The following is a 22948-nucleotide window of genomic DNA, read 5'->3' as shown; positions in this document are numbered from 1 at the left end:
CGGGATTCAAGCTGAATTGGTCGCGAGTCGGATCAAGCGGGCGGTTCCGGCGGGTCCGGCCCGCGGACCACCCCGCAAAACCGCCGCGGATCGCGCGGATCGTCCGGGCATGCGCATTGCATATACCTGAATCCCATGACATTTCCGAGCCCGGAAAGCCCGAGCCGGGACGGGCGTTCCAACTCGCCTGACCCGTCCGGGCCCGACGGCTCGTCCGGCCGGTGGCGGTGCCGCCCGGACAGGAACCACCCGACAGCCGGCGGACGCCTCATTCCGCGCACCAGCCCGGCCGGCGGGGCTTGGTGCGCGAGGCGCCTGCTACCATCGCGCAATTCGCGCCCCAGTGACCCCTATGCCGCTCGACATCGTCGTCGTGATGGACCCGATCGGGTCGATCAAGATCGCCAAGGACTCCACTTTCGCCATGCTCCTGGAGGCCCAGCGCCGCGGGCATCGGCTGCACTACGTGCGACCCGGCGGGCTGTCGGTCCGCGACGGCAAGGCCGAGGCGATCGCCGCCGCGCTGACGGTGCGCGACGACAGGAACGGCTGGTTCGAGCTGGGCGAATTCGCGACGCTGCACTTCGGCCCCGGCCAGGTCGTGCTGATGCGCAAGGACCCGCCGGTCGACAGCGAGTACATCCACGACACGCAGGTGCTCGGCCTGGCGCAGAACGCCGGCGCGCTGATCGTCAACGATCCGCAAGGCCTGCGCGACTACAACGAGAAGCTCGCCGCGCTGCTGTTCCCGCAATGCTGTCCGCCGACGCTGGTGAGCCGCGATCCCGCCGCGCTGAAAGCCTTCGTCAACCAGCACACCGACGCCGTGCTCAAGCCGCTGGACGGCATGGGCGGGCGTTCGATCTTCCGTGCGCGCGCCGGCGAAGCGAACCTCAACGTGATCCTGGAAACGCTCACGCAGGGTGGCCACAGCCTGGCGATGGCGCAGCGTTACCTGCCGGAAATCACCGACGGCGACAAGCGCATCCTGCTGGTCGACGGCGAGCCGGTGGACTATTGCCTCGCACGCATTCCGCAGGGCGACGAGTTCCGCGGCAACCTCGCCGCCGGCGGCCGCGGCGAAGGCCGTCCGCTGAGCGAGCGCGACCGCTGGATCGCCGCCCAGGTCGGTCCGGAAATGAAACGTCGCGGCATGCTGTTCGTCGGCCTGGACGCCATCGGCGATTACCTCACCGAAGTGAACGTCACCAGCCCGACCTGCATCCGCGAACTCGACGCGCAGTTCGGCATCAACATCGCCGGCCTGCTGTTCGACGCGATCGAACGCCGGATCGGCGCGTGAAATCCGGACGCGGTTCCCGTCCGGCCGCCACGACCAGCGCATACGCTACGCAGGCATGAACGCAGCAGTCGCCACTCCCTACGAATCCGCCGGAAACGGCCGCGTCAGCGCGACCTTCGTGCTCTCGCTGCTGGTGCACGGCATCGTGTTGCTGGGCGTGGGCTGGACGCTGGAAACCGCCGCGCCGGTGATGCCGACGCTGGACGTGATCCTCACCCAGACGACGAGCGCGCTCACGCCGAAACAGGCCGATTTCCTCGCGCAGGCCAACAACCAGGGCGGTGGCGAACACGACAAGAGCACGCGTCCGCGCGAAGCGCAGTCGGGCCCGCTGCCGCAGGCCGCGACGGGCATCGCACCGCGCACGCTGCGCGCGCAGTCGCCCGCGCCGCAGCCGGCACCGCAGGCGCGCGTGGTCGCAAGCACACGCGGCGAAACGCCGACGCCCACCCCGCGCAGCACGCCGTCGCCGAGCGAACGCCCATTGCCGCGCGGCGAACAGAAGATCGAACGCGACATGCAGATGGCGCGCCTTGCGGCCGAAATCCACATGCGCTCGGAGCGCTATGCGAAGCGGCCGTCGCGCAAGTTCGTTTCGGCGAGCACGCAGGAATACGTGTGGGCCGGCTACCTGCGCGAATGGGTCGATCGCGTCGAGCGCGTGGGCAATCTCAACTATCCCGACGAGGCGCGTCGCCGTCACCTTGCAGGCCAGGTGGTGATCAGCGTGGCGATCCGTCGCGACGGGTCGGTGGAACGCGCCGACATCGTGCGCACCAGCGGCATTCCGCTGCTGGATGCGTCCGCGCTGCGCATCGCGAAGCTCGCCGAACCCTACCCGCCCCTGCCGCGCACCGAGGAAAACCCGGACATCCTGCATGTCACGCGGACATGGAACTTCCTGCCGGGCGGCACGCTGGTGGACGACTAGGGCCGGATCGCGCAGTGGTTGCAGGCCGGGTAGGCGAAGCGCGTACCGGTCTCGCGATCACCCTTCGGCTGGGATGACAGCCTGGATCCCGGCCTTAGCCGGGATGACGAAATAAGTGGAGTGAAGGCGCCAACGCGACCTGCGTGACTTACCGCTTCGACTCGCGCAACGCCTGTTGTTCCTTCAACGTCAACGCCACGTTGTTGCGCAGGTACGCCGGTTCGATGCGCTCGGCGGCGATGGCTTCGCCGCGCGCCAACGCCTTCGCTGCGAGCCGCGCGATGTCGCAGGCATGGGGCAACTGCGTTGCGTCGATCGATGCGAAGCGCGAAGCAAGCCGCTGCGCCAGCGCATTGTCCGCGGCGCCAAAACCCGTGCCCACGCCGATCCAGCCGCCCTCACCGTCGGGCACGACGACATCGCCGGGCGCACTGACGCGCTCATCGCCGATGGCACGCACGTCGCCGTCGCGCAGTTCGAACGCCGCCGAATACACCTCGCCCATGCGCGCATCGATCGCGGCGAACACGCGCGAGGCCTCGGCACCGTCGGTATCGGCGCGCATCGCCAGCGCGGCGAGCGTCGACACCGGCACGACCGGTCGATCCAGCGCGAGCGCGATGCCCTGCGCCAGCGCGATCCCGAGGCGCACGCCGGTGAACGCGCCCGGGCCACGGCCGACGGCGATCGCGTCGAGCTGCGAGCGCTCGAGGCCCGCCTCGGCCAGCAGCGCTTCGGCCCACGGCAGGGCGAGCTCCGCGTGCCGCCGCGGCGCCAGTTCGAACCGCTCGCGCACGTCGCCGTCAATGGACAGCGCGACGGACAAGGCTTCGGTGGAGGTTTCGAAGGCGAGAAGGTTCATCGATTCGGCATTCGGGATTCGGGATTCGGGATTCGGGATTCGGGATTCGAAGAGCCTACCGTTTTTGCTCGCCGTCCCCGCGAAGGCGGGGATCCATCCGTCCGAACCGTCCATCCGGACCGGGTGAAGTATCAGAACATGCGCTCGCCGGCGCCCTGGTCCCGCGCCTCGAAAAACGCCGCCACGTCCTCCACGCGCCGCGTCTTCGGTAGCGGCGGCAGCGAGTTGAGGAAGACGCTGCCGTAGGTCTTGCTGGTCAGGCGCGGGTCGCACAACACGAGCACGCCGCGGTCGTTCTCGTTGCGGATCAGGCGACCCGCGCCCTGCTTGAGCGCGATCACCGCCTGCGGCAGCTGCTCATCGCGGAACGGGTTGCCGCCGTTGCGGCGGATGGCATCCAGGCGCGCTTCGAACACCGGATCGTCCGGCGCCGCGAACGGCAGCTTGTCGATGACCACCACGCTGAGCGCATCGCCCGCGACGTCCACGCCTTCGCGGAAACTCGCCGCGCCGAGCAGCACGCCGTTGCCGGAAGCACGGAAGCGTTCGAGCAACACGGCGCGCGGCGCCTCGCCCTGGACGAACAGCGGCCACGGGCCGTCCTTCAGCAATTCGGCTGCTTCGCGCAGCGCGCGATGCGAAGCGAACAGCACGAACGCGCGCCCGTTGGACGCTTCGAGCACGGGCCGGATCTTCTCGACCATGCTCTCGTTGTAGTGCCGCACGATGGGCTCGGGCAGGCCACGCGGCAGATAGCACAACGCCTGCGTTTCCCAGTCGAACGGACTGGGCACGAGCAGCGTGTGCGGCGGATCCTCGCCCTTGAGGTACAGGCCGAGCTTGATCGCGAAGTGTTCGAAACGACCGCCCACGGCGAGCGTGGCGGAGGTGAAGATCCACGACGCCTGCGAACGCGCGCGATGCTGCGCCAGCGGGCCGGCGACGTCGAGCGGCGTGCGGCTCAGGCGGAAGCCGCGCGCGGTGAGTTCGTACCAGAGCACGCTCTCGTCCGCGCGTTTGCGCGCCGGCTTCGCATCAACGGCCTCGGCGCCCGCGTCGGCAGCGGCTTCGTTGTCCGCGGTTTCCTCGTTCTCGTCGACCGGAACGTCCTCGCCGTCGCGCCAGCGCTTGAGCCGGCCTTCGAATTCCACCGCGCGCGCCGCGCACGCATCGAAGCCCGGGGATGCGGACGCGAACGGCACCACCGCCGAATGGAAGCCGCGCAACGCATCGTCCAGCCCGTCGAACGCCTGCTCGACGCCGGCGTCTTCCGCGGCGCGGCGTCGCGTTCCGCGCACGGGCAGCTCGTCCATTGCGGCGCGCAACGCCCGCACGGCCTGTTCGAGCGCGCGCGCGGGATCCTGCACGGCGGCGAGCGCGGAGGGCACCTGCTTGCATTCGGTGAGCGCGTCGCGCGCGAGTTCGACCAGCGGCCGCGCACTCAATGCTTCGCCGAAGAACTGCGCGGCGAGTTCGGGCAGCTGGTGCGCCTCGTCCACGACGAAGGCCTGTGCGCCCGGCAGGATTTCGCCGAAGCCTTCCTGCTTCAGCGCCAGATCGGCGAGCAGCAGATGGTGGTTGACGACGACGAGATCCGCGGCCTGCGCGCGTTGCCGCGCCTGCACGACGAAGCAGTCGTTGAAGAAGGGGCACTCGTTGCCAAGGCAGTTTTCCGCGGTGCTGGTGACCATCGGCAGCAGCGGCGAGTCTTCGGGCAACGCCTCGAGTTCGGCAAGATCGCCCATGCGCGTGCGGCCCGACCACGCGACGATGCGCTGGAACTGCGCCGCCATCTCGCGCGAGGTAAAGCGGGGTTCACCCTGCGCCTGGCGCATCCGGTAATGGCACAGGTAGTTCGCGCGGCCCTTGAGCAGCGCGGTCTTCAGCCCGACGCCAAGCGCATCGCGCACGCGCGGCAGGTCGCGGTGGTAGAGCTGGTCCTGCAGCGCGCGCGTGCCGGTGGAGACGATGGTCTTCTTGCCCGACAGCAGCGCCGGCACGAGGTACGCGAACGTCTTGCCAGTGCCCGTGCCCGCTTCGGCGAGCAGCGTGCCGCGGCGATCCACGGCGTCGGCCACGGCGGCCGCGAGGTCCAGCTGCGCCGGGCGCGAGGAGAACGACGGGATGTTCTTCGCCAGTTCGCCGCCTTCGGACAGCGCATCGCGACTCGCCTGCGCGAGCCGGCTCGGCACGCGCGCGTCGACCGCCGTGCCTTCCGCGGGCGCGCCGTCCGCGGGCATGCGGTCGAGGGTCGTTTCGGTTGGCGATGGCGCCGCGGCTTGCATGATCTCGACGGTTCCTGTGATGGCGCGGCGCGAGGGTCGCGCATCGGCCATCCCACGTGGCCGCCCCACTCACGACACCTGCCGATCACGGGAATCCGCGGAAGAACCCGCGGGCATGGACGCATTCTAGCCGGCGGGGCGCGCCCTCGCCGGCGAGGCCTTCAGGTGCATGAACCGCCGGCGCGGCGGTTCGTCGCGTCAGTACCGCGCCGGTGCCGCGACCGTGCAGGCGTCTCGCTCACGGCGCGCGTCGGCGACGGTGTCGCCCGGCACTTCCAGCGGAATCGGACGCGCCTGGCGCACCTGCGCGATGGTTTCCCAATGACGGCGGCACAGTGGACCAACCTTCGAACCGCGTTCGATGCCGAGCCTGGCGAACCGCTCGGCACCGGCGAGATCCTTGACCAGCAGCGCGGCTTCGGCGCGTTCCTGCAGCAGCGCCGGATCGTCCGGATTGAGCTGCAGCGCCTGGTCGAGCGCGGCGACGGCCTGCGCGTACTGGCCGGCCTTTTCGAAGGCTGCCGCGTCCTCGCGCAGGTCGTCGACCTGCGGATCGCGGATGGGCTGCACGTCGAGTTCGGTGCTCGCGGCGCCGCCGGCGGCACGGATCGCGGTGACCGCGGCGACGGCGTCGATGCTCGGCGCCGGCGGAGCCGGCGGCGTGCTGGTGCAGGCGGCGAGCACCGCCAGGGCCAGAGCGTGTACTGCGATGCGGGGGATAGTCGGGTGCTTCATTACGGGGTCTCTTGCGGGGGCGCCTGCTCGCGCGGGGCCTCCTCTTCCTTCCTGCCGATGCCGAACCAGTCGCGCCAGCCGCCGCTTTCCTCCTCGACCGGCTCCGGCTGCGGGCACGGCGCGTACTGCGGCGCGAAGCCGGCGACGTAGGCGAAGCGGCGCGCCCCGGGGCAGTCCGGGTCGGTGGTGTTGGACGCGATGGTCCACTGCCAGTCGATGCCCTTGTTGCCCACTTCCAGCGGCGCGGTGGGCAGGCGCGAGAAGATCGCCGACCACACGCGCATCGCGCCCGTCGCGCCGTACAGGCCGGTTTCCTTGTTCTGGTCGTTGCCGACCCAGATCACCGCGAGGTGGTCGCCCGTCCAGCCGGCGAACCAGCTGTCGCGGCCGTCGTTCGACGTACCGGTCTTGCCGGCCGGCGACAGTCGACCCAGGCCGTCGCGCACCAGCTGCGTGCCGGTGCCGTTCGACACCGCCTGCTGCAGCGCGATGGTGATGAGCCGCGCGGCGATCGCGTCGCCTTCCTGCGCGGGCGCGGGTTCCTTGTCGTAGCGGTTGAGCGCCTTGCCGTTCGCGTCCAGCACGCCGCGCACGGCATGCAGCGGCTGGATCTCGCCGCCGGACGCGAGGAACTGGTACAGCTGAGCCATCGCGTACGGGCTCTGGTCGACGGCGCCGAGGATCAGCGCCGGGTTCGGCGCGGCCTCGATGCCCGCCAGCGTGCGGATCAGGCCCGCGATGCGCTCGGGATCGACCTGCATGCCCACGCGCACCGTGGCCTGGTTGTAGGACATCGCCAGCGCGTCGACCAGGCGCACGGTGCCGTGGCTGCGGCCGTCGGAGTTGCCGGGATTCCAGTTCTTGTTCTTGCCCAGCGCGACGGTGACCGGCGAATCGTCGACCCAGCTGGCCAGCGAGTACTTGCCCGGCTGCGCCAGCGCGAGCAGGTACACGAACGGCTTGAGCAGCGAGCCGACCGGGCGCTGCGCCTCGACCGCGCGGTTGAAACCGTGCTCGGCGACGCTGCGGCTGCCGACGACGGCGACGACGTTGCCGTTGTGGACGTCGGTTACCACCAGGCCGGCCTGCAGCGGTGGGCGGCGCTTGTTGTCCAGGCCCTTGAGCGTGCGCGCGACGGCGCCCTCGGCCATCGCCTGCGCGGACGGCGACATGCCGCTCATCACGCTCAGGCCCGCGCCGGCGAGCGCGTCGGCGGGATAGTCGCGCGCCAACTGGCGGCGGATCAGGTCGATGTACGCCGGGAACCGGTTCGCCGCGATGCTGCCCGGGTCGGTGGTCACCCCGAGCGGCGCCTTCAGCGCGCGCTGGTACTCGGCGTCGCTGATCAGCTTCGTCTCGTGCATCTCGCCGAGCACGAAGTTGCGGCGCTCCAGCGCGCGATCGGGATTGCGGCGCGGATCGTAGTACGACGGGCCGCGCACGATGCCGATGAGCAGGGCGATCTGCTCGGTGCTCAGGTCCGACAGGTCGCGCCCGAACCAGAACTCCGAGCCGGCCGCGACGCCGTGGATCGCCTGCGCGCCACGCTGGCCCAGATACACCTGGTTGAAGTACGCCTCGAGGATGGTGCCCTTGTCGTAGCGCGCTTCGATCAGCAGCGCGTAGAGGATCTCCTTGCCCTTGCGGCTGAGCGTGCGCTCGCGGCCGATGCCGAGCAGGCCGCTGCGTGCGAGCTGCTGGGTCAGCGTGCTCGCGCCCTGCGTGCTGCCGGTGGCCGTCTTGAAGGCCGCGCGGACCATGCCGCTGACGTCGATGCCGTGATGGCTGTTGAAGTCGCGGTCCTCGACCGCCTGCAGGCCCGTGACCAGCAGTTCGGGCACCTCGCGCAGGCGCACGAGGCGGCGTTCCTCGTTCTTCTGCCCGTAGAGCGTGGCGATGCGCGCCGGGTCCAGGCGCACGGATTTCAGCGCGCCCCTGGCCGAGGCATCGCGAAGGGACGCGACCTTGCTGCCGGACAGGACGACTTCGATGCGGCGCGCCGGCACCGGGCCGTCGACGTCCTGGAAGCCGCGGCTGGCGATTTTCCAGCGGCCGCCGTTGCGCGCGTACGTGCCGGGGCGCGTGCCGTCGCCTTCGTGATAGGCGGCGGCATCGAGTTCGGTCTTCAGCGTGGCGGCGTCGAGCGTGCGCCCCGGTGCGAGTTCGAGCGGGCGCGCATAGACGCGCGTGGGGATCTGCCACTTCAGCTGGCCGAAGCGCTCGCCCACTTCATGGTTCAGGTAGAGGGTGTACGGAATCAGGAAGCCGAGCCCCAGGCCCACCGCCGCCAGCACCCAGATGACCAGTCGCCGACGCCACTGCGGGGCCTCGTGCTGGTTGGTATCGTCGTTGTCGTCTTCGTCGTACTGGATTCGGGCCACGGCATGGGACAATGGCGGGGCTGCGCCCTCGTGCCCGCGAGTCTAGCGCAGGCCCCATGGCTTCCGGCCCGGAAACCCCGGCATCTTCCCTTCCGCTTCCCATCGATTCCGTGCTCGTTAATCTCAAATTCCTCCTCCAGCGCTATGCCGCCCGAGCCAGGCGCGCGCGTTTGAGGCTGCAATCCGCGGGATTGGCAAGCACCGCGCGCCAGGCGATCGCGATGCGGTCCCGAACACCGTTCGATGCCGGCGGCGCGACGGGCAACGAAATCGTCCATACGATCTGGAAACTCGGTACGCCGTGGATCCTCGTCGTCGACTCGGGAATGCCGGCACCGGATCAGGACTCCGGATCCAAGCGCCTGGTCGGCCTCCTCCGGCTGTTACTGGACAGCGGACATCGTGTGGCCTTCGTCTCGGACGATGGCAGCCACACGGGTCCGCGCGCCGATGCGCTTCGCGCCATGGGCGTCCACGTTCCTCCCGCATCCGGCAGCCTCGGGCTCGCCGAGTGGGTTCGCCGCCAGGGTGCGACCTTGCAGGCCGCGATCCTCTGCCGCCATTACATCGCCGGCCATTGGATCGGCCTGGTGCGCAGCGCCGCCCCCCACGCGCGGATCGTCTTCGACACGGTCGACCTCCACTTCCTGCGCGAACAGCGCGAGGCGCGCGTGCGCGACAGCGGCGCGCTGCTGCGCCTGGCCCGCGGAACGCAGCGACGCGAACTGTCGCTGATCGCCAGGGCGGACATCACGTGGGTCGTCAGTCATGTGGAGCAGGCGCTGCTGCGCGAACTGGTGCCTCATGCCGACGTGAAGGTGCTTTCCAACATCATCGACACGGACGATGAAGGCGCTTCCTTCGAAGAACGCGAAGGACTGCTTTTCGTAGGGGGGATGCTGCACCCACCGAACCGCGACGCGGCGCATTGGCTGGCGACGGAGATTTATCCCGCGATTCGGCGCGGCTTGCCCGGCGTGCCGCTCCATCTGGTTGGCACGATGACGGACGAAATGAGGGCTGTCCTCGAAACCGTCCCGGGACTGCGCGTACACGGTCATGTTCCCGACATCGAGCCCTTTGCGGCGCAGTGCAGGATCGCGATCGCGCCGCTTCGATTCGGCGCGGGCGTCAAGGGCAAGATCAACCTCAGCATGTCGCATGGACAGCCGGTCGTCGCCACCTCTTGCGCGGTGGAGGGCATGCATCTCACGCCGGGGCACGATGTGCTGGTCGCGGACGATGCCGAAACGTTCGCCGGCCACGTGGCCCGTCTTTACAACGATGCCGCCCTTTGGCGCTCTCTTGCGGAAGCCGGTCGCGCCAATGTGCGCATGCATTTTTCTCCTGATGCAGCCCGCCGGATCCTTGAGGACAGCCTGTGCGAGATTCGCGCATGAGTGACCACCTACCGCCCTCCGCGAAGCGGGTCCTCCTGATCGCCTACGAGTACCCGCCAAGTCCCTCGCCGCAATCGCTTCGCTGGACGTATCTGAGCCGCGAACTGAGCCTGCACGGGCACCGGGTGGAGGTGCTGACGATTGATCTTGGCGGAACTACCCCGGGACTCCCAACGCTTCCCGACGACATCACAATCCATCGCACGTTTCCGGGCCCGTTTCGGGGACTGATCGCCTCGCGGCGCAAGCGGCGCGAGATGCTGGCGCTGAAGAACGCAGGCAGCGGCGCGCAGGCGGCAAGCTCCACCGACGCAAGCTCCAACGGCGCGCGCGCGAACGCCGCCAGGCCATCGCGGGGCGGCTGGAAGCACCGCGTGTCGATGTTCGTGCAAAACCTCTTCGAGCGTTTCGTTTTCCCCGACCTGCGTGGCGAGTGGTATCTGTCCGCGCGCAAAGAGCTCCGCAAGATGTTGCACACGTTCGAACCGGACGTTGTGATCAGCTCGCATGAGCCGGCAACGACGTTGCAGCTGGGGTTGATGGCCAGGCGACGCGGCATTCGATGGATTGCCGACCTGGGCGATCCCGTGCTGGCTCCGTACACGCCGGAGCGCTGGCGCAGAAAGTCGGCAAAGCTGGAAGCGGCCGTATGCATGGAGGCAGACCATGTGCTGGTGACCGCGGAGTCGGCGAGGCAACTGCTGCTGGAACGACACGGCGTCCATGCCCCCATCACGGTGTTGACCCAGGGCTTCGACGACCGGCGTCCCGGGAGTCCGCCGGGCGCGACCAACACCACCATGGAACTGCTCTACACCGGCAGCTTCTACAGCTTCCGCCGGGTCGATGCGCTGCTCGAAGCGGTCCTTGCAACGCCCGGGCTCCGGCTGAACATCGCATCGATCGTAGTGCCGCAGATGGTGCGTGAAGCCAGTGAAGCCAATCCCGAGCGCATCCGGCTGCTGGGATTTCTACCGCACGATGACGCTGTTGCATGGCAACGGCGCGCGGACGTGCTGGTCAATCTCGCCAACGCCGACCCCATGCAGGTGCCGGGCAAATTCTACGAGTACCTGGGCTCCGGACGTCCTATCCTGCATCTGGGCGAGAACGACACAGATGCCGCGGCCCGGCTGGTCATGGAGCGTCGTCGCGGCTGGATCTGCCAGCAGCAATCATCGGCACTCAGGGATAGGTTGCGCAGTCTGGTCGAACTCCACGCTCAGGGCACACTAACCGAAGGCCTATCACTGCACCGGGAGAGCGTCGCGGAGTTCGGGTGGAGTGCGCTTGGCGCTCGCCTGGCGCGCATCCTGGAAGACTTCTCGCCGCATGCGCTCGCGCGCGGAAGTCGCGACACGCGCCCTGACGAGATCGCCCGCTAGTTCGCCGCCGACGCTGCCCGCAGCCGGTCGGCGAATTCGATCAGTCCCGCCACCTGCGGGTCGAGTTCCCGCGCCGCGGTGAGCGCGGCCTGCGCGGCGCCGATTTCGCCGGCACCCAGGCGCTCGTCGCCTATCGCGATCCATCGCTGCGCCAGGCGACGGCGCGCGTCGCGCAGCGCGGCGCTTTCGCCTTCCAGGGCGGCGCGCGCATCGAGGCACTCGCGCGCGCGACGCAGACGATTGCCGCGCAGTTCGTCTTCGAAACATTGGCGTGCCGCCGGCAGCAGGCGCGCCATCGCGCCGCGCACGCGCGGATCCTGTGGCGCCAGCGCCTGCGCTGCACGCAACTTGTCGTAAGCGCTTTCGCCCGGCGGCGTCAGCAGGTCGCCGCGCGCTTCGGCCTGGCTGGCATCGGCAAGCAGCTGGTCGATGCGGCGCGCACGCTGCGCGGAGGGTTCGCGCTGGCCGTAACGCTGTTGCGTCTGCCGCGCCTGCACCAGACGCTGCTGCGCCTGCGCGATGCCCGGCGCCTGCAGCGAGATCGCACGCGCGTCGCGCAAGGCGGCTTCGGCCTCGTCGAAGCGGAAGTCGGCCGCGTAACGCTCGCTGCGCTGCGCGTACGTGTTGGCCACGTGCATCAGGCCGCTTTCGGCCGCGGCATCGTCGGGCATCGCCGCGAGCGCCGCCAGATAGCTGTGCAACGCTTCGTCCAGACGCCCGCGTTTGAGCGCTTCATCGGCGCGATTGCGATGCTGCTCGCCGGCGCGCGCGAGTTGCGCGAGCGCGTCGGGCAGGTCGACGTGGCCCGGATCGGCCGCCTGCACGCGGCGGATGCGCGAGGAAGCCTCCGCCAGTTCGCCACGCGATAGCGACGTGCGCGCGAGCTGGAGCAGGTCGGCGAGCGTGTCCTCGCGCCCTTCCAGCGCTTCCACGCGTGCCGGCTGCACCGCGAGCACGCGCTGGTACAGCGGCAGGGCCGCGTGTTCGTTGCCATCGAGCTGACCGGCCAAACGCGCGGCGGCCGCCTGCGCAAGAAGCGTGTCGACGCCGGCTTCGGCGGCCTCGCGGGCGCGCAGGCGTTGTTCGATCGCATCGACCTTGGCGCGCGGGACGGACAGATCGCGGGCCAGCGCGATGAGCGAATGCGCCTGCTTGTACTGGCGGGCGGCCATCGCCTTGTCGGCGCGGGCGAGCGCGGCTTCGCCGACTTTCGCCAGGCCCTCGCGCGCCTGCGCACGATCGGGATCGCGCGCCAGCGCCGCCGCATACAGTTCGCGTGCGCCGCGGCCGTCCGCGGAGGTCAGGCGGCCCTCAGCGAGTGCTCGCGCGGCATCGGCCTGCAACTGCTGCGCGCGCGTTTCCGGCCACAGCATGTCCGACAGCGGCTGGCGCATCACGTACAGGCCGGCACCGAGCGCGCCGAGCGCAAGCATCGCCATGACCCACGACCACGGACGCGACGGCGGCGGCGGCTCGACGGGTGCACGGGGTCCCTTGCCGGGGCGCGCACGGAAGTCGTCGACTTCCCAGCCGCCCATCGCCTCGCTTGGATCGGGACCGAGCGTCGGCTCGATGCGCCCACGCGCCGGCCCCGCATCGTCGCCGAGCGGGCCGTGCCAGGGGTCCGAGTTGGGGTCGCGGGGCGTCTTGGAACTCACCGGGCAAGGATAGCGCCGGCGAGGTCGTCGGCCCGTCTGGGTTTGGACCTGCGTTCAGCCGCGCGCGTTCAGCGCCGCTGCGCGTGCTCCACGCCCGGAAGCGCGGACAGCTTGCCCAGCAGCGTCGACAGCTGGCCGTAATCGCCCACGCGCAGCCGCAGGCGCAGGCGGACGCGCGCACCGTTGCGCTCGCTGTCGCTGCGGATGCTGACCACGTGCGCATTGCCCTGCGCGATGAGGTTGGTCACCTCCTTCAGCAGCCACTTGCGATCCAGCGCCAGCACTTCGACGTCCACCTCGTAACCACTGCCGGCGCGGCCCCATTCGACGGGCAGCACGCGCTGCGGCTGCGCGGCGGCGAGTCGCTCGAAGGCGGCGCAATCGGGGCGATGCACGCTCACGCCGCGGCCACGCGTCAGGTAACCGACGATCGGCTCGCCCGGCAGCGGCTGGCAGCAGCGCGCGAGCTGCACCAGCAGGTTGCCGACGCCTTCGACGGTGAAATCGGTGCTGCGACGGGGCGTGCGACGCGGCGGCGACGGCGTGGTGATGTGCGTGGTCGGCGCGGGCGCGGCCGCGGCGGCCTGCGCGGCTTCGCGGGCGCGCTCGTGTTCGAGCAGCGCGCGACCGACCTGGTGCGGCCCGATGTCGCCCAGCGCGACCTGCACGTACACCTCGCCATCGGTGGCGAGGTTGAACTTCTCCCGCGCCGGCGCGAGGTCCGCACCCAGCAGGCCCAGGCGTCGCAGTTCCTTGTCGAGCAGTTCCTTGCCGGCGGTTTCGTTGCGCGCGCGGTCGAGCTTGTGGAACCACGCGCGCACCTTGTCGCGCGAACGCCCACTGGCGAGGAACCCGTTGGCCGCGACGAGCCAGTCGCGACGCGGCTCGCCCGTCTTGGCGGTCATGATCTCCACGCGATCGCCGCTGCGCAGCTTGTGGTCGAGCGGCACGATGCGCCCGTCGACCTTCGCGCCACGGCAGCGATGACCGACTTCGGTGTGCACGTGATAGGCGAAATCCAGCGGCGTGGCGCCGGTGGGCAGGTCGATCACCTCGCCCTTCGGCGTGAGCACGTAGATGCGATCCTCGACCAGCTCGGTATCGAATTCGCCTGCGAGCGACGCGTCCTCGCGCCCCGCCTCGCCGCCGGCTTCGAGCAGGCGACGCATCCACGCGATCTTGCGATCGAACGCCGCGTCCGCGCTATGGCTGCCGACTTCCTTGTACTTCCAGTGCGCGGCAACGCCGAGTTCGGCCTGCCGATGCATTTCGTGCGTGCGGATCTGCACTTCCAGCGTCTTGCCTTCCGGGCCGATCACCGCCGTATGCAGCGAGCGGTAGTCGTTGCGCTTGGGCCGCGCGATGTAGTCGTCGAATTCGCTGGGAATCGGCGTCCACGTCGCGTGCACCACGCCGAGCGCGGCGTAGCAGTCGGCCAGGCTGTCGACCAGCACGCGCACCGCGCGCAGGTCGTACAGCTCGCCGATCGGCACGTTCTTGCGTTGCATCTTCTTGTAGATGCTGTAGATGTGCTTGGGCCGGCCGGCGATGTCCGCCTGCAGCCCCTGCGAGGCCATCGCCTCGCGCAGCGTGCGCTTCACCTGTTCGATGTACCGCTCGCGATCGACACGCTTCTCGTCGAGCAGGCGCGCGATCTGCTGGTAGGTCGCCGGTTCCAGGAAGCGGAACGCGAGGTCCTCCAGCTCCCACTTCAACTGCCAGATGCCCAGCCGGTTGGCGAGCGGCGCGTGGATGTCGCGCGTGAGCATCGCCAGTTCGCGGCGCTCGTCCTCGGGCAGGCGTTCGGCGTGGCGCATGCGCGCCAGTTGCCGCGCGAGCAGGATGGGCACCACGCGCAGGTCGCGCACGATCGCCAGCAGGAGCCGGCGCAGGCCTTCGTTGCCCGTCTGCCCATGACGCTGGGCGTGCAGCTCCCACACCTGCCCGGCCGCACGCTGGCCTTCCAGCAGCGGCGCGATGCCGGGGAAGTCACGCTCGATCCGCGGCCGCAGCGCCTGCTCCCACGCAGGATGGGCGTGCAGGATCGCGGCCGCGGCCGAGTCGCTGTCGGCGCCGAGCAGCGCCAGCGCATCGAGCATGCTTTCCACGATGTCGGGCGGATCGCCGCCGGCCGTGCCCGTCGTCGCCGCGACCTGCTGCATCGCCCTCAGCAGCGGCGCGGCGATGCCCGCACTGGCCGGATGGGACAGCGCCGGATGCGGCGTGGGAGACGGTGTTGCCATGGCGCTGAACGAGGCGGGCGTGGGGTCTGGCGACGCGGGGACGGTCTACACTAGCCCGCAACCGACTGGAGGAACAGCGCATGACCCGCATCGCCCCTGCCCGACTTCTCGCGCTCGCCGCGCTCCTGCCCCTGGCCACCACGGCGATGGCGCAGCAGAAGATCGAACAGCAGATGTCGTACGAGCAGTTCAAGGCATCGGGCCTGGAGAAGCTGTCCCCGACGGAGCTGGCCAACCTCAACGCGTGGCTCGCCGGCAAGCTGGAAGTCGAGACCGCGAAGGCCGTCGAGACCGTGCGCCAGGAGTCGGGCGACGACCGCCGCGGCCTGGCCGCCGAACGCGAGTCGCGCGACCCGGTGGCCGCCTCGATCGCCGGCGCGTTCACCGGCTTCGGCAAGGGTCGCCAGTTCTCGCTCGATAACGGCCAGGTGTGGCGGCAGATCGACGAGGTCGCGCTCAGCGCGAAGCTCGACAACCCGAAGGTGCGCCTCACCCCGAGCCTGATCGGCAGCGCGTGGTACCTCGCGGTAGAGGGTTACAACACCCGCGCCAAGGTCGAGCGCGTCAAGTAATCCGCAGTCGACGTCGCGCGCCCGCGTGGCGCGCGCGATTTGCCTTCCGTCACGAGGTGGACCGATGCGCCGTTCCGTGTTGTTCGCGATCGCGGTACTGCTGAGCCTGCCGGCGTCTGCCGGCGAACGCACGTGGGTCCCCGTCGAGCAGCGCCTCACCGCCGAGCAGCTGCGCGCCACCGGCCTGGACACGCTCTCCGGCGAGCAGCTCGCGCTGCTCAACCGGTTGCTCAGCGAGGACCGCGCCGAAGACCTGCGCGCCGCGCAGGCGCAGCGCACGCAGGATGAAGCCGGCATGCGCCCGAAGCGCACGCCCGCGCAGACGGTGAAGGCCATCGTTCCCGGTTCGTCGCGCGCCTGGGCGCAGGGCCAGACCCTGCTGCTCGATAACGGCCAGCGCTGGCGCGTGATGGATTCGGGCGTGAACTTCACCCGTCCGGTCACCGACGCCCGGGTGACCATCGCGCCGGGCATGCTCGGCGCATGGTACCTGCGCATGGACGACGGCACGCCGCCGATCAAGGTGCAACGCGTCGACTGACGCGCGCGATGCGGTGACCTTCAGCCGCGCAACTGCGAAAGCCGCTGCGCCAGCTTCTTCGGCGACACGCCGCCGCGCGTGCCCAGTTCCTGCGCGAACAGCGACACGCGCAGTTCCTCCAGGTCCCAGCGCAACGCCTGCCATTGCGGCGAATCGGCTTCGCCGGTTTCCACCGCGTCGGCCAGTGCATCGACGAACGGCTTGAGCTCGAGCATCCGCGCCTGGTCGCGCACGGGATCGCGCAACGCACGCTCGCCCCGCAGCGCGAGCGCTTTGAGGTAGCGCGGATACTCGCGCAGCGCATCGGCCGACACGCTGCGCAGGAACCCCGGCGGCGTGAGCGAGGCGAGGTGCGCGCGCATGTCGTCGAGGTTGCCGCTCGCCCAGCCCATCAATGGCGATTCCAGTTTCGCGCGCGCATCGGCCACGGCGGAGAGGATCGCCTCGGCCTGCTTCAGGCGCTCCATCGCATCGCCGAACACCTGCTTGCCGATGGCGTCGCGACGTGCGGCGAACGTGGCCGGATCGCGGATGTCGCCGATCGCGCCTTCGTCGGCCATCGAGGCGAACGCGCCATCGACCAGATCCGCGCGCAGGCGATCGCCTTCCTTGAGACCGTCCACGCGCGGCGCGGCCGCTTCGATCGAGGCGTACAGCAGGCCCATCTTCGGCGTGACCGGCAGTTGCTTGCGCGCCTGCTTGAGCTTGTCGGCGAGCGCGATGGCGAGCAGCCGACGCACGCCGCGCGGGTGCTCGCGGCGCGCGACGTCGCGTTCGGCATGCACGCGCAACGACGCGCTGTCGCCGTCGTCGTGCAGCGCCGGATACGCCGGCACGCCGCCAGCGCCGGGTACGGACGCCGGAATCGGCGCGTCGGGAAACGTGGTCAACCCGCTTTGTGCAAGGCCGTCGGCGGCCTTCGCCGCGAACGCCGCCGCCGCGCGCTCGCCGAAGCGCTCGCGCAGATCGTCCAGATCGCGCGATTCGGCGAGCACGGATTTGCCATCGCGATCGAACAACCGCAGGTTCATGCGCAGGTGTGGCTCCAGCGCGGATTCGTCGAAATCCGTCGCCGCCACCGCCACGTCGCCGAGTCGATGCAGGAAGCGCGCGAGTTCGCCGGTGATCGTGTCGGCCGATGGCTGCTGGTGCGCCTCATGGAAGGCACGCGCGAAATCCGGCGCCGGCACGAAATTGCGGCGGATGGTCTTCGGCAAGGTCTTGATCAGCGCGGCGGCCTTGTCCTGCACGAAGCCCGGCGCAAGCCAGGTCAGGCGCACCGGATCGAGCGCGTTGAGCAGGTGCAGCGGCACGGCGAGCGTCATGCCGTCGTCGCTCGCGCCGGGTTCGAAGCGGTATTTCACCGCCAGACGCACGTTGCCCAGCGCGAGATACGGCGGGAAGCGGACGGCATCGCTCTCGTCGCCGATCATCAGGTCCGACAGCGACCACTCCAGCGCGGCCTTCTCGTTCTGCGGCAGCTTGCCGTACCACGCGTCCAGCGCCTGCGCGTTGTGCACGTTCGCCGGGAGTCGATCGAGGTACCACTGCGCCATCCATTCCTCGTCGACGACGAGGCCGCTGCGGCGCTGCTTGGCTTCCTCGTCGCGCGCCTTGGCCAGCGTGGTGAGGTTGCGCGGCAGGAACTGGCTGCGCGTGTTGATCTCGCCGGTGACGAGCGCGTCGCGCGCGAAGATCGCGCGGCTTTCCTCGGGAAACAGCGCGCCGTAGTGCACCGGGCGTTTGGGTGCGAGCACCAGGCCGAACAGGCTGATCTGCTCGCTGCCGATCACGCGGCCCTGCGAACGCGACCAGCGCGGATCGTGCTGGCGGCGCGACAACAGGTGCGACAACTCGGCGATGGCCCAGTCGGGCTCGATCGCCGCGTTGGTCAGCGCCCACACGCGTTCGGTGTCGAGCAGCGTGGCCGACAGTACCCACGGCGGCGGTTTCTTCGCCAGCGGCGAGCCCGGAAACAGCTGGAACTTGCGGCCACGCGGGCCATCGAAGCCCTTGTCGCTCCGCGTGCCGATCTGCGTCGGCAGGCCGGCGAGCAGCGCCTTGTGCAACGTGGCGTAGGCGGATTGATCCAGCGCGCCGTGTTCGTTCAGCGCCGCGCGCGATTCCTTCCAGCTCAGCTCCTCGCCCATCAGTTTGAGCTGGCGGTGCAGCTCGCGCCATTCGCGCATGCGCAGGAAGCCGAGGAAGTGCTTCTCGCACCACGCGCGCAATTTCGACTGCGTAAGGTCCTCGTGCGCGGCGTTGTAGGCGTTCCACAGCTTGAGGATGCCGACGAACTCGGACTTCGGATCGGCGAACTGCGCGTGCGCGTTGTCGGCGGCGGCGCGCTGGTCGGCCGGTCGCTCGCGCGGGTCCTGGATGCCGAGGAACGACGCGATGACGAGCATCTCGCGCAACACGCCGTGCTCGTTCGCGGCGACGAGCATGCGCGCGAGCTTCACGTCCACCGGCAGGCGCGACATCAGCTTGCCGATCGGCGTGAGGCGACGCTGTTCGTCCACCGCCCCGAGTTCGGCGAGTTGCTGCCAGCCGTCGGCGACCGCGCGCGGATCGGGCGGTTCGAGGAACGGGAATTCCTCGATGCGGCCAAGACCCAGCGACAGCATGCGCAGGATAACGCCCGCCAGCGCGGCGCGGCGGATTTCCGGATCGGTGTAGCGCGGGCGCGAATCGAAATCGGCTTCGGAATAAAGGCGATAGCACGTGCCTTCGCTGATGCGTCCGCAGCGGCCCTTGCGCTGGTCGGCGCTGGCCTGGCTGACGGGTTCGATGTGCAGGCGATCGAGCTTCCCGCGAGGGCTGTAGCGCTTCACGCGTGCCAAGCCCGGATCGACCACGTAGCGGATGCGCGGCACCGTCAGCGACGTCTCCGCGACGTTCGTCGCCAGCACGATGCGGCGCTTCGGCCCGGGATTGAACACGCGATCCTGGTCGCGCACCGACAGCCGCGCGTAGAGCGGCAACACTTCGGTCTCGCGGTATTTGCGACGCTCGAGCGACAGATGCGCGTCGCGGATCTCGCGCTCGCCCGGCAGGAAGATCAGCACGTCGCCGCGCGGATCCTCGCGGGTGATCTCGTCGCATGCGGCGACGATGCCGTCGTTCGTGGTGCGGTCGCCGTCGTCCTCGCCTTCGCCTTCCAGCGGGCGATAGCGCACCGATACCGGATAGCTGCGGCCTTCCACGTTCACCACCGGCGCGTCGCCGAAATGCGCGGCGAAGCGCTCGGTATCGATCGTCGCCGACGTGACGATGACCTTCAGGTCACGGCGCTTGGGCAGCAGCTGCTTGAGGTAGCCAAGCAGGAAGTCGATGTTGAGGCTGCGCTCGTGCGCCTCGTCGATGAGGATGGTGTCGTACTGCGACAGCCAGCGGTCGGACTGGATCTCGGCCAGCAGGATGCCGTCGGTCATGAACTTCACCGCGGTCTGCTCGCCGACGTTCTCGGTGAAACGCACCTGGTAGCCGACGGCGCCGCCGAGCTGCGTCTGCAGTTCCTCGGCCACGCGCCGCGCCACGGCCCGCGCGGCAATGCGGCGCGGCTGGGTGCAGCCGATCATGCCCGCCGCGCCGCGGCCGGCGGCCAGGCACAGCTTCGGCAACTGCGTCGTCTTGCCCGAGCCGGTTTCGCCGGCGATCACCACCACCTGGTGCCGGCGAATGAGCTCGACGATCTCGTCGGCCTTTGCCGCGATGGGCAGGTCCGCGGCGACCGGCGCGGCGGGCAGCGCCGCCGTGCGGGCTTCGCGCTGGGCCACGGACGCCGCCAGCGCCTGCGCGAACGCGTCGCGCGCGCGCTCGTCGGCGGGCTTTGCGCTCCATCGCGACCACAGCCCGTGCAGGCGGCCACGGTCACGACTCAGCGCGCCGTCGATGGCGCGCCGGGCCTGGCGTAACGCATTGCTGACACTGGCGTGACTAGACTCCGCCGGATCCATAGACTTCATTGCATTGCCTGAAAGTAACCACCCCACATCGCGGACGGCATGGCCCATTGTCGCCGCAATGCCATGATCGAAGGGAGAACCGCAATGGCCAAAGACAAGAACGACAAGCCCGGCAAGCCCCAGAAGTCCGACCAGTCCCCGCTCACGCCGACGGCCAGCAGCCAGGCCATCGACATCGGCATCAGCGGCGGCGATCGCAAGAAGATCGCCGAAGGGCTGTCGCGCTTCCTGTCGGACAGCTTCACGCTGTACCTGAAGACCCACAACTTCCACTGGAACATCACCGGGCCGATGTTCAACAGCCTGCACGTGATGTTCGAAACCCAGTACACCGAGCAGTGGACGGCGCTGGACGAAACCGCCGAACGCATCCGCGCGCTGGGCTTCAACGCGCCGGGTTCCTACGCGGAGTTCATCCGCCTCAGCTCGATCCCCGAAGAGCCCGGCCTGACCGAAGCGCCGGACTGGAAGGAAATGGTCCGCCAGCTGGTCGCCGGCAACGAGGCCGTGGCCCGTACCGCGCGCAAGGTCCTCAAGACCGCCGATGAGGCCGGCGACGACCCGACGGTCGACCTGATGACCCAGCGCCTGCAGACCCACGAAAAGTACGCGTGGATGCTGCGCTCGCTGCTGGAGTGATGGCGGCGCGCGAGCGCTGATTCAAGGCTCGAAGGCCCCTCTCCCGCGAACGGAGAGGGGTTTTTCCGTTCAGGGGCGTGCGGTCTGGATTCCCGACGCGATTTCCCGCGGTTTTCCGAAGCCCCCCCGGCGCACCGCTTCGCTAAACTAACGCGATGTCAGACCCCGCACTCGACCTGCTCCGCCGCGTCTTCGGCCACCCCGGCTTTCGCGGCGAACAACGGCAGATCGTCGAGCACGTCACCGGCGGCGGCGACGCCCTCGTCCTCATGCCCACCGGCGGCGGCAAGTCGCTGTGCTACCAGCTGCCCGCGCTGCTGCGCGAGGGCTGCGCGCTGGTGGTCTCCCCGCTGATCGCGCTGATGCAGGACCAGGTCGAGGCGCTGCGCCAGCTCGGCGTGCGCGCGGCCTTCCTGAACTCGACGCTCGATGCCGCCGATGCGGCCGACGTCGAACGCCAGCTGCTCTCGGGCGAACTGGACCTGCTCTACGTCGCGCCCGAGCGGTTGCTGACCAACCGCTTCCTCTCGCTGCTCGACCGCGCGCGCATCGCGTTGTTCGCCATCGACGAAGCGCACTGCGTGTCGCAGTGGGGCCACGATTTCCGCCCGGAATACCGCCAGCTCACGGTGCTGCACGAGCGCTGGCCGGACATCCCGCGCATCGCGCTGACCGCCACCGCCGACGCGCCGACGCGGCGCGAGATCGCCGAGCGACTCGCGCTGGACGACGCGCGCCAGTTCGTCAGCTCCTTCGACCGGCCCAACCTGCGCTATCGCATCGTGCACAAGGACGGCGGTGGCGTGCGGCAGTTGCTGGATTTCCTCGACGGCCATCGTGGCCAAAGCGGCATCGTGTACGCGTTCTCGCGCAAGCGCGTGGAAACCGTCGCCGAGCAGTTGCAGGCCGCCGGCGTGAACGCCCTGCCCTATCACGCCGGCATGGACGCCTCGCTGCGCGCGCAGAACCAGCGGCGTTTCCTGCAGCAGGACGGCGTGGTGATGGTGGCGACGATCGCCTTCGGCATGGGCATCGACAAGCCGGACGTTCGCTTCGTCGCCCATGTCGACCTGCCCAAGTCGATAGAGGGCTATTACCAGGAAACCGGACGCGCCGGACGCGATGGCGAAGCGGCGGAGGTGTGGCTCAGCTACGGCCTTGGCGACGTGGTGAACCTGCGCCAGCTCATCCAGCAGGGCGAGGCCGGCGAGGAACGCAAGCGGCTCGAGCTTCGCAAGCTCGACGCACTCCTTGGATATTGCGAGTCCACGCAGTGTCGGCGCCGGGCGCTGCTGGGCTGGTTCGGCGAGGCGCATGCCGGCGCGTGCGGCAACTGCGACAACTGCCTGGATCCGCCGCGCAGCTGGGACGGCACGCAGGCGGCGCGCAAGGCCCTGTCGTGCGTGTACCGCACCGGCCAGCGCTTCGGCGCCGGTCACGTGATCGATGTGCTTCGCGGCGTGGCGACCGACAAGGTGAAGCAGTGGGGCCACGAAGGCCTGAGCACCTGGGGCATCGGCAGCGACCTCGATGAGCGCCAGTGGCGCGGCGTGTTCCGCCAGCTGTTGGCCGGGGGCCTGCTCGAAGCCGACATCGAACACCACGGCGCATTGCGCCTCACCGCGCTGAGCGGCCCGGTGTTGCGCGGCGAAGTCGAACTGCGCTTCCGCCACGAACCGGAAAAGCCCGCGCGCGGCCGCCGCACGCGTGGCGGCTCGTCGGCGGCAATCGCGATCGACCTGGATCCGCAATCGCAGCTGCGCTTCGAAGCCCTGCGCGAATGGCGCAGCAACACCGCTCGCGAACAGAACGTGCCGGCCTACGTGATCTTCCACGACAGCACGCTGCGGGCGATCGCCCAGGCCGCGCCGGACGACCTGGACGAACTCGCGCGCGTTCCGGGCATCGGCGCGAGCAAGCTGGATCGCTACGGCGAGGCGGTATTGCAGCAGTTGTTCGACGCGGCGTAGGCGGCGGTGCGGAGACCCGCGGCGCCCCCGAACCGTCCTCGCGCTCCCCACACACGACCCCGGATAGCCTGAAAT

At 69.6% G+C, this 22948-nt stretch carries 15 protein-coding genes; 8 read left to right on the top strand and 7 right to left on the bottom strand.

What is annotated here, in order from left to right; genetic code table 11:
* Positions 1-352 precede the first annotated feature (352 nt).
* Positions 353-1303, top strand: a complete 951-nt coding sequence (gene gshB / locus LA521A_RS04195) for a glutathione synthase (RefSeq protein WP_281781112.1) — start codon at positions 353-355, stop codon at positions 1301-1303.
* Positions 1304-1358: 55 nt separating this feature from the next.
* Positions 1359-2234: an energy transducer TonB gene (locus LA521A_RS04190; protein WP_281781111.1), complete on the top strand. Its 876-nt coding sequence runs from the start codon at positions 1359-1361 to the stop codon at positions 2232-2234.
* A gap of 148 nt (positions 2235-2382) precedes the next feature.
* Here the strand turns inward: LA521A_RS04190 and tsaB are convergent, their stop codons facing one another.
* From tsaB to mrcB, 4 genes are all read right to left on the bottom strand, one after another.
* Complete coding sequence (gene tsaB, locus LA521A_RS04185) at positions 2383-3096, bottom strand: tRNA (adenosine(37)-N6)-threonylcarbamoyltransferase complex dimerization subunit type 1 TsaB (RefSeq protein WP_281781110.1); 714 nt, start codon at positions 3094-3096, stop codon at positions 2383-2385.
* A 131-nt stretch (positions 3097-3227) separates the two neighbouring features.
* Complete coding sequence (gene yoaA / locus LA521A_RS04180) at positions 3228-5336, bottom strand: DNA repair helicase YoaA (RefSeq protein ID WP_281781109.1); 2109 nt, start codon at positions 5334-5336, stop codon at positions 3228-3230.
* Positions 5337-5579: 243 nt separating this feature from the next.
* A complete protein-coding gene (locus LA521A_RS04175) occupies positions 5580-6116 on the bottom strand; it encodes a tetratricopeptide repeat protein (protein ID WP_281781108.1) in 537 nt (178 codons plus the stop codon).
* Positions 6116-8497 (bottom strand): penicillin-binding protein 1B, encoded by a 2382-nt coding sequence (mrcB, locus tag LA521A_RS04170; protein ID WP_425494563.1) that lies wholly within the window; start codon positions 8495-8497, stop codon positions 6116-6118. The genes LA521A_RS04175 and mrcB overlap by 1 nt, the downstream gene beginning before the upstream one ends.
* Positions 8498-8553: 56 nt before the next feature.
* Between mrcB and LA521A_RS04165 the strand changes: the two genes are divergently transcribed.
* Both LA521A_RS04165 and LA521A_RS04160 read left to right on the top strand, forming a co-directional pair.
* Complete coding sequence (locus LA521A_RS04165) at positions 8554-9897, top strand: glycosyltransferase family 4 protein (protein ID WP_281781107.1); 1344 nt, start codon at positions 8554-8556, stop codon at positions 9895-9897.
* Positions 9894-11282 (top strand): glycosyltransferase, encoded by a 1389-nt coding sequence (locus tag LA521A_RS04160; RefSeq protein ID WP_281781106.1) that lies wholly within the window; start codon positions 9894-9896, stop codon positions 11280-11282. Before LA521A_RS04165 ends, LA521A_RS04160 begins: the two co-directional genes overlap by 4 nt.
* On the opposite strand, the gene LA521A_RS04155 is transcribed toward LA521A_RS04160, so the two are convergent.
* Together LA521A_RS04155 and LA521A_RS04150 are read right to left on the bottom strand one after the other, a co-directional pair.
* Positions 11279-12940 (bottom strand): tetratricopeptide repeat protein, encoded by a 1662-nt coding sequence (locus tag LA521A_RS04155; protein WP_281781105.1) that lies wholly within the window; start codon positions 12938-12940, stop codon positions 11279-11281. The two genes, LA521A_RS04160 and LA521A_RS04155, sit on opposite strands and share 4 nt — an antisense overlap.
* Positions 12941-13008: 68 nt before the next feature.
* Positions 13009-15183, bottom strand: a complete 2175-nt coding sequence (locus LA521A_RS04150; protein ID WP_343226708.1) for a RelA/SpoT family protein — start codon at positions 15181-15183, stop codon at positions 13009-13011.
* Positions 15184-15263: 80 nt separating this feature from the next.
* Between LA521A_RS04150 and LA521A_RS04145 the strand changes: the two genes are divergently transcribed.
* Together LA521A_RS04145 and LA521A_RS04140 are read left to right on the top strand one after the other, a co-directional pair.
* Positions 15264-15755 carry a hypothetical protein gene (locus LA521A_RS04145; protein ID WP_281781104.1) on the top strand — a complete coding sequence of 164 codons (492 nt, stop codon included), beginning with the start codon at positions 15264-15266 and terminating at the stop codon, positions 15753-15755.
* 64 nt (positions 15756-15819) lie between these two features.
* Complete coding sequence (locus LA521A_RS04140; RefSeq protein ID WP_281781103.1) at positions 15820-16296, top strand: hypothetical protein; 477 nt, start codon at positions 15820-15822, stop codon at positions 16294-16296.
* 20 nt (positions 16297-16316) lie between these two features.
* On the opposite strand, the gene hrpA is transcribed toward LA521A_RS04140, so the two are convergent.
* Positions 16317-20264 (bottom strand): ATP-dependent RNA helicase HrpA, encoded by a 3948-nt coding sequence (hrpA, locus tag LA521A_RS04135; RefSeq protein ID WP_425494562.1) that lies wholly within the window; start codon positions 20262-20264, stop codon positions 16317-16319.
* An 84-nt stretch (positions 20265-20348) separates the two neighbouring features.
* On the opposite strand from hrpA, the gene LA521A_RS04130 reads away from it, so the two are divergent.
* The gene (locus tag LA521A_RS04130; RefSeq protein ID WP_281781102.1) at positions 20349-20903 is read left to right on the top strand and encodes a Dps family protein; all 555 of its coding nucleotides are present in this window, start codon (positions 20349-20351) and stop codon (positions 20901-20903) included.
* Between the two features lie 155 nt (positions 20904-21058).
* Positions 21059-22873 carry a DNA helicase RecQ gene (gene recQ, locus LA521A_RS04125; protein ID WP_281781101.1) on the top strand — a complete coding sequence of 605 codons (1815 nt, stop codon included), beginning with the start codon at positions 21059-21061 and terminating at the stop codon, positions 22871-22873.
* Positions 22874-22948: the final 75 nt, after the last annotated feature.

This window comes from Lysobacter auxotrophicus, assembly GCF_027924565.1.
GTDB lineage: Bacteria > Pseudomonadota > Gammaproteobacteria > Xanthomonadales > Xanthomonadaceae > Lysobacter_J > Lysobacter_J auxotrophicus.
Note: the sequence above shows the minus strand (reverse complement) of the source record. Positions and strands in the feature narration are given on the sequence as shown.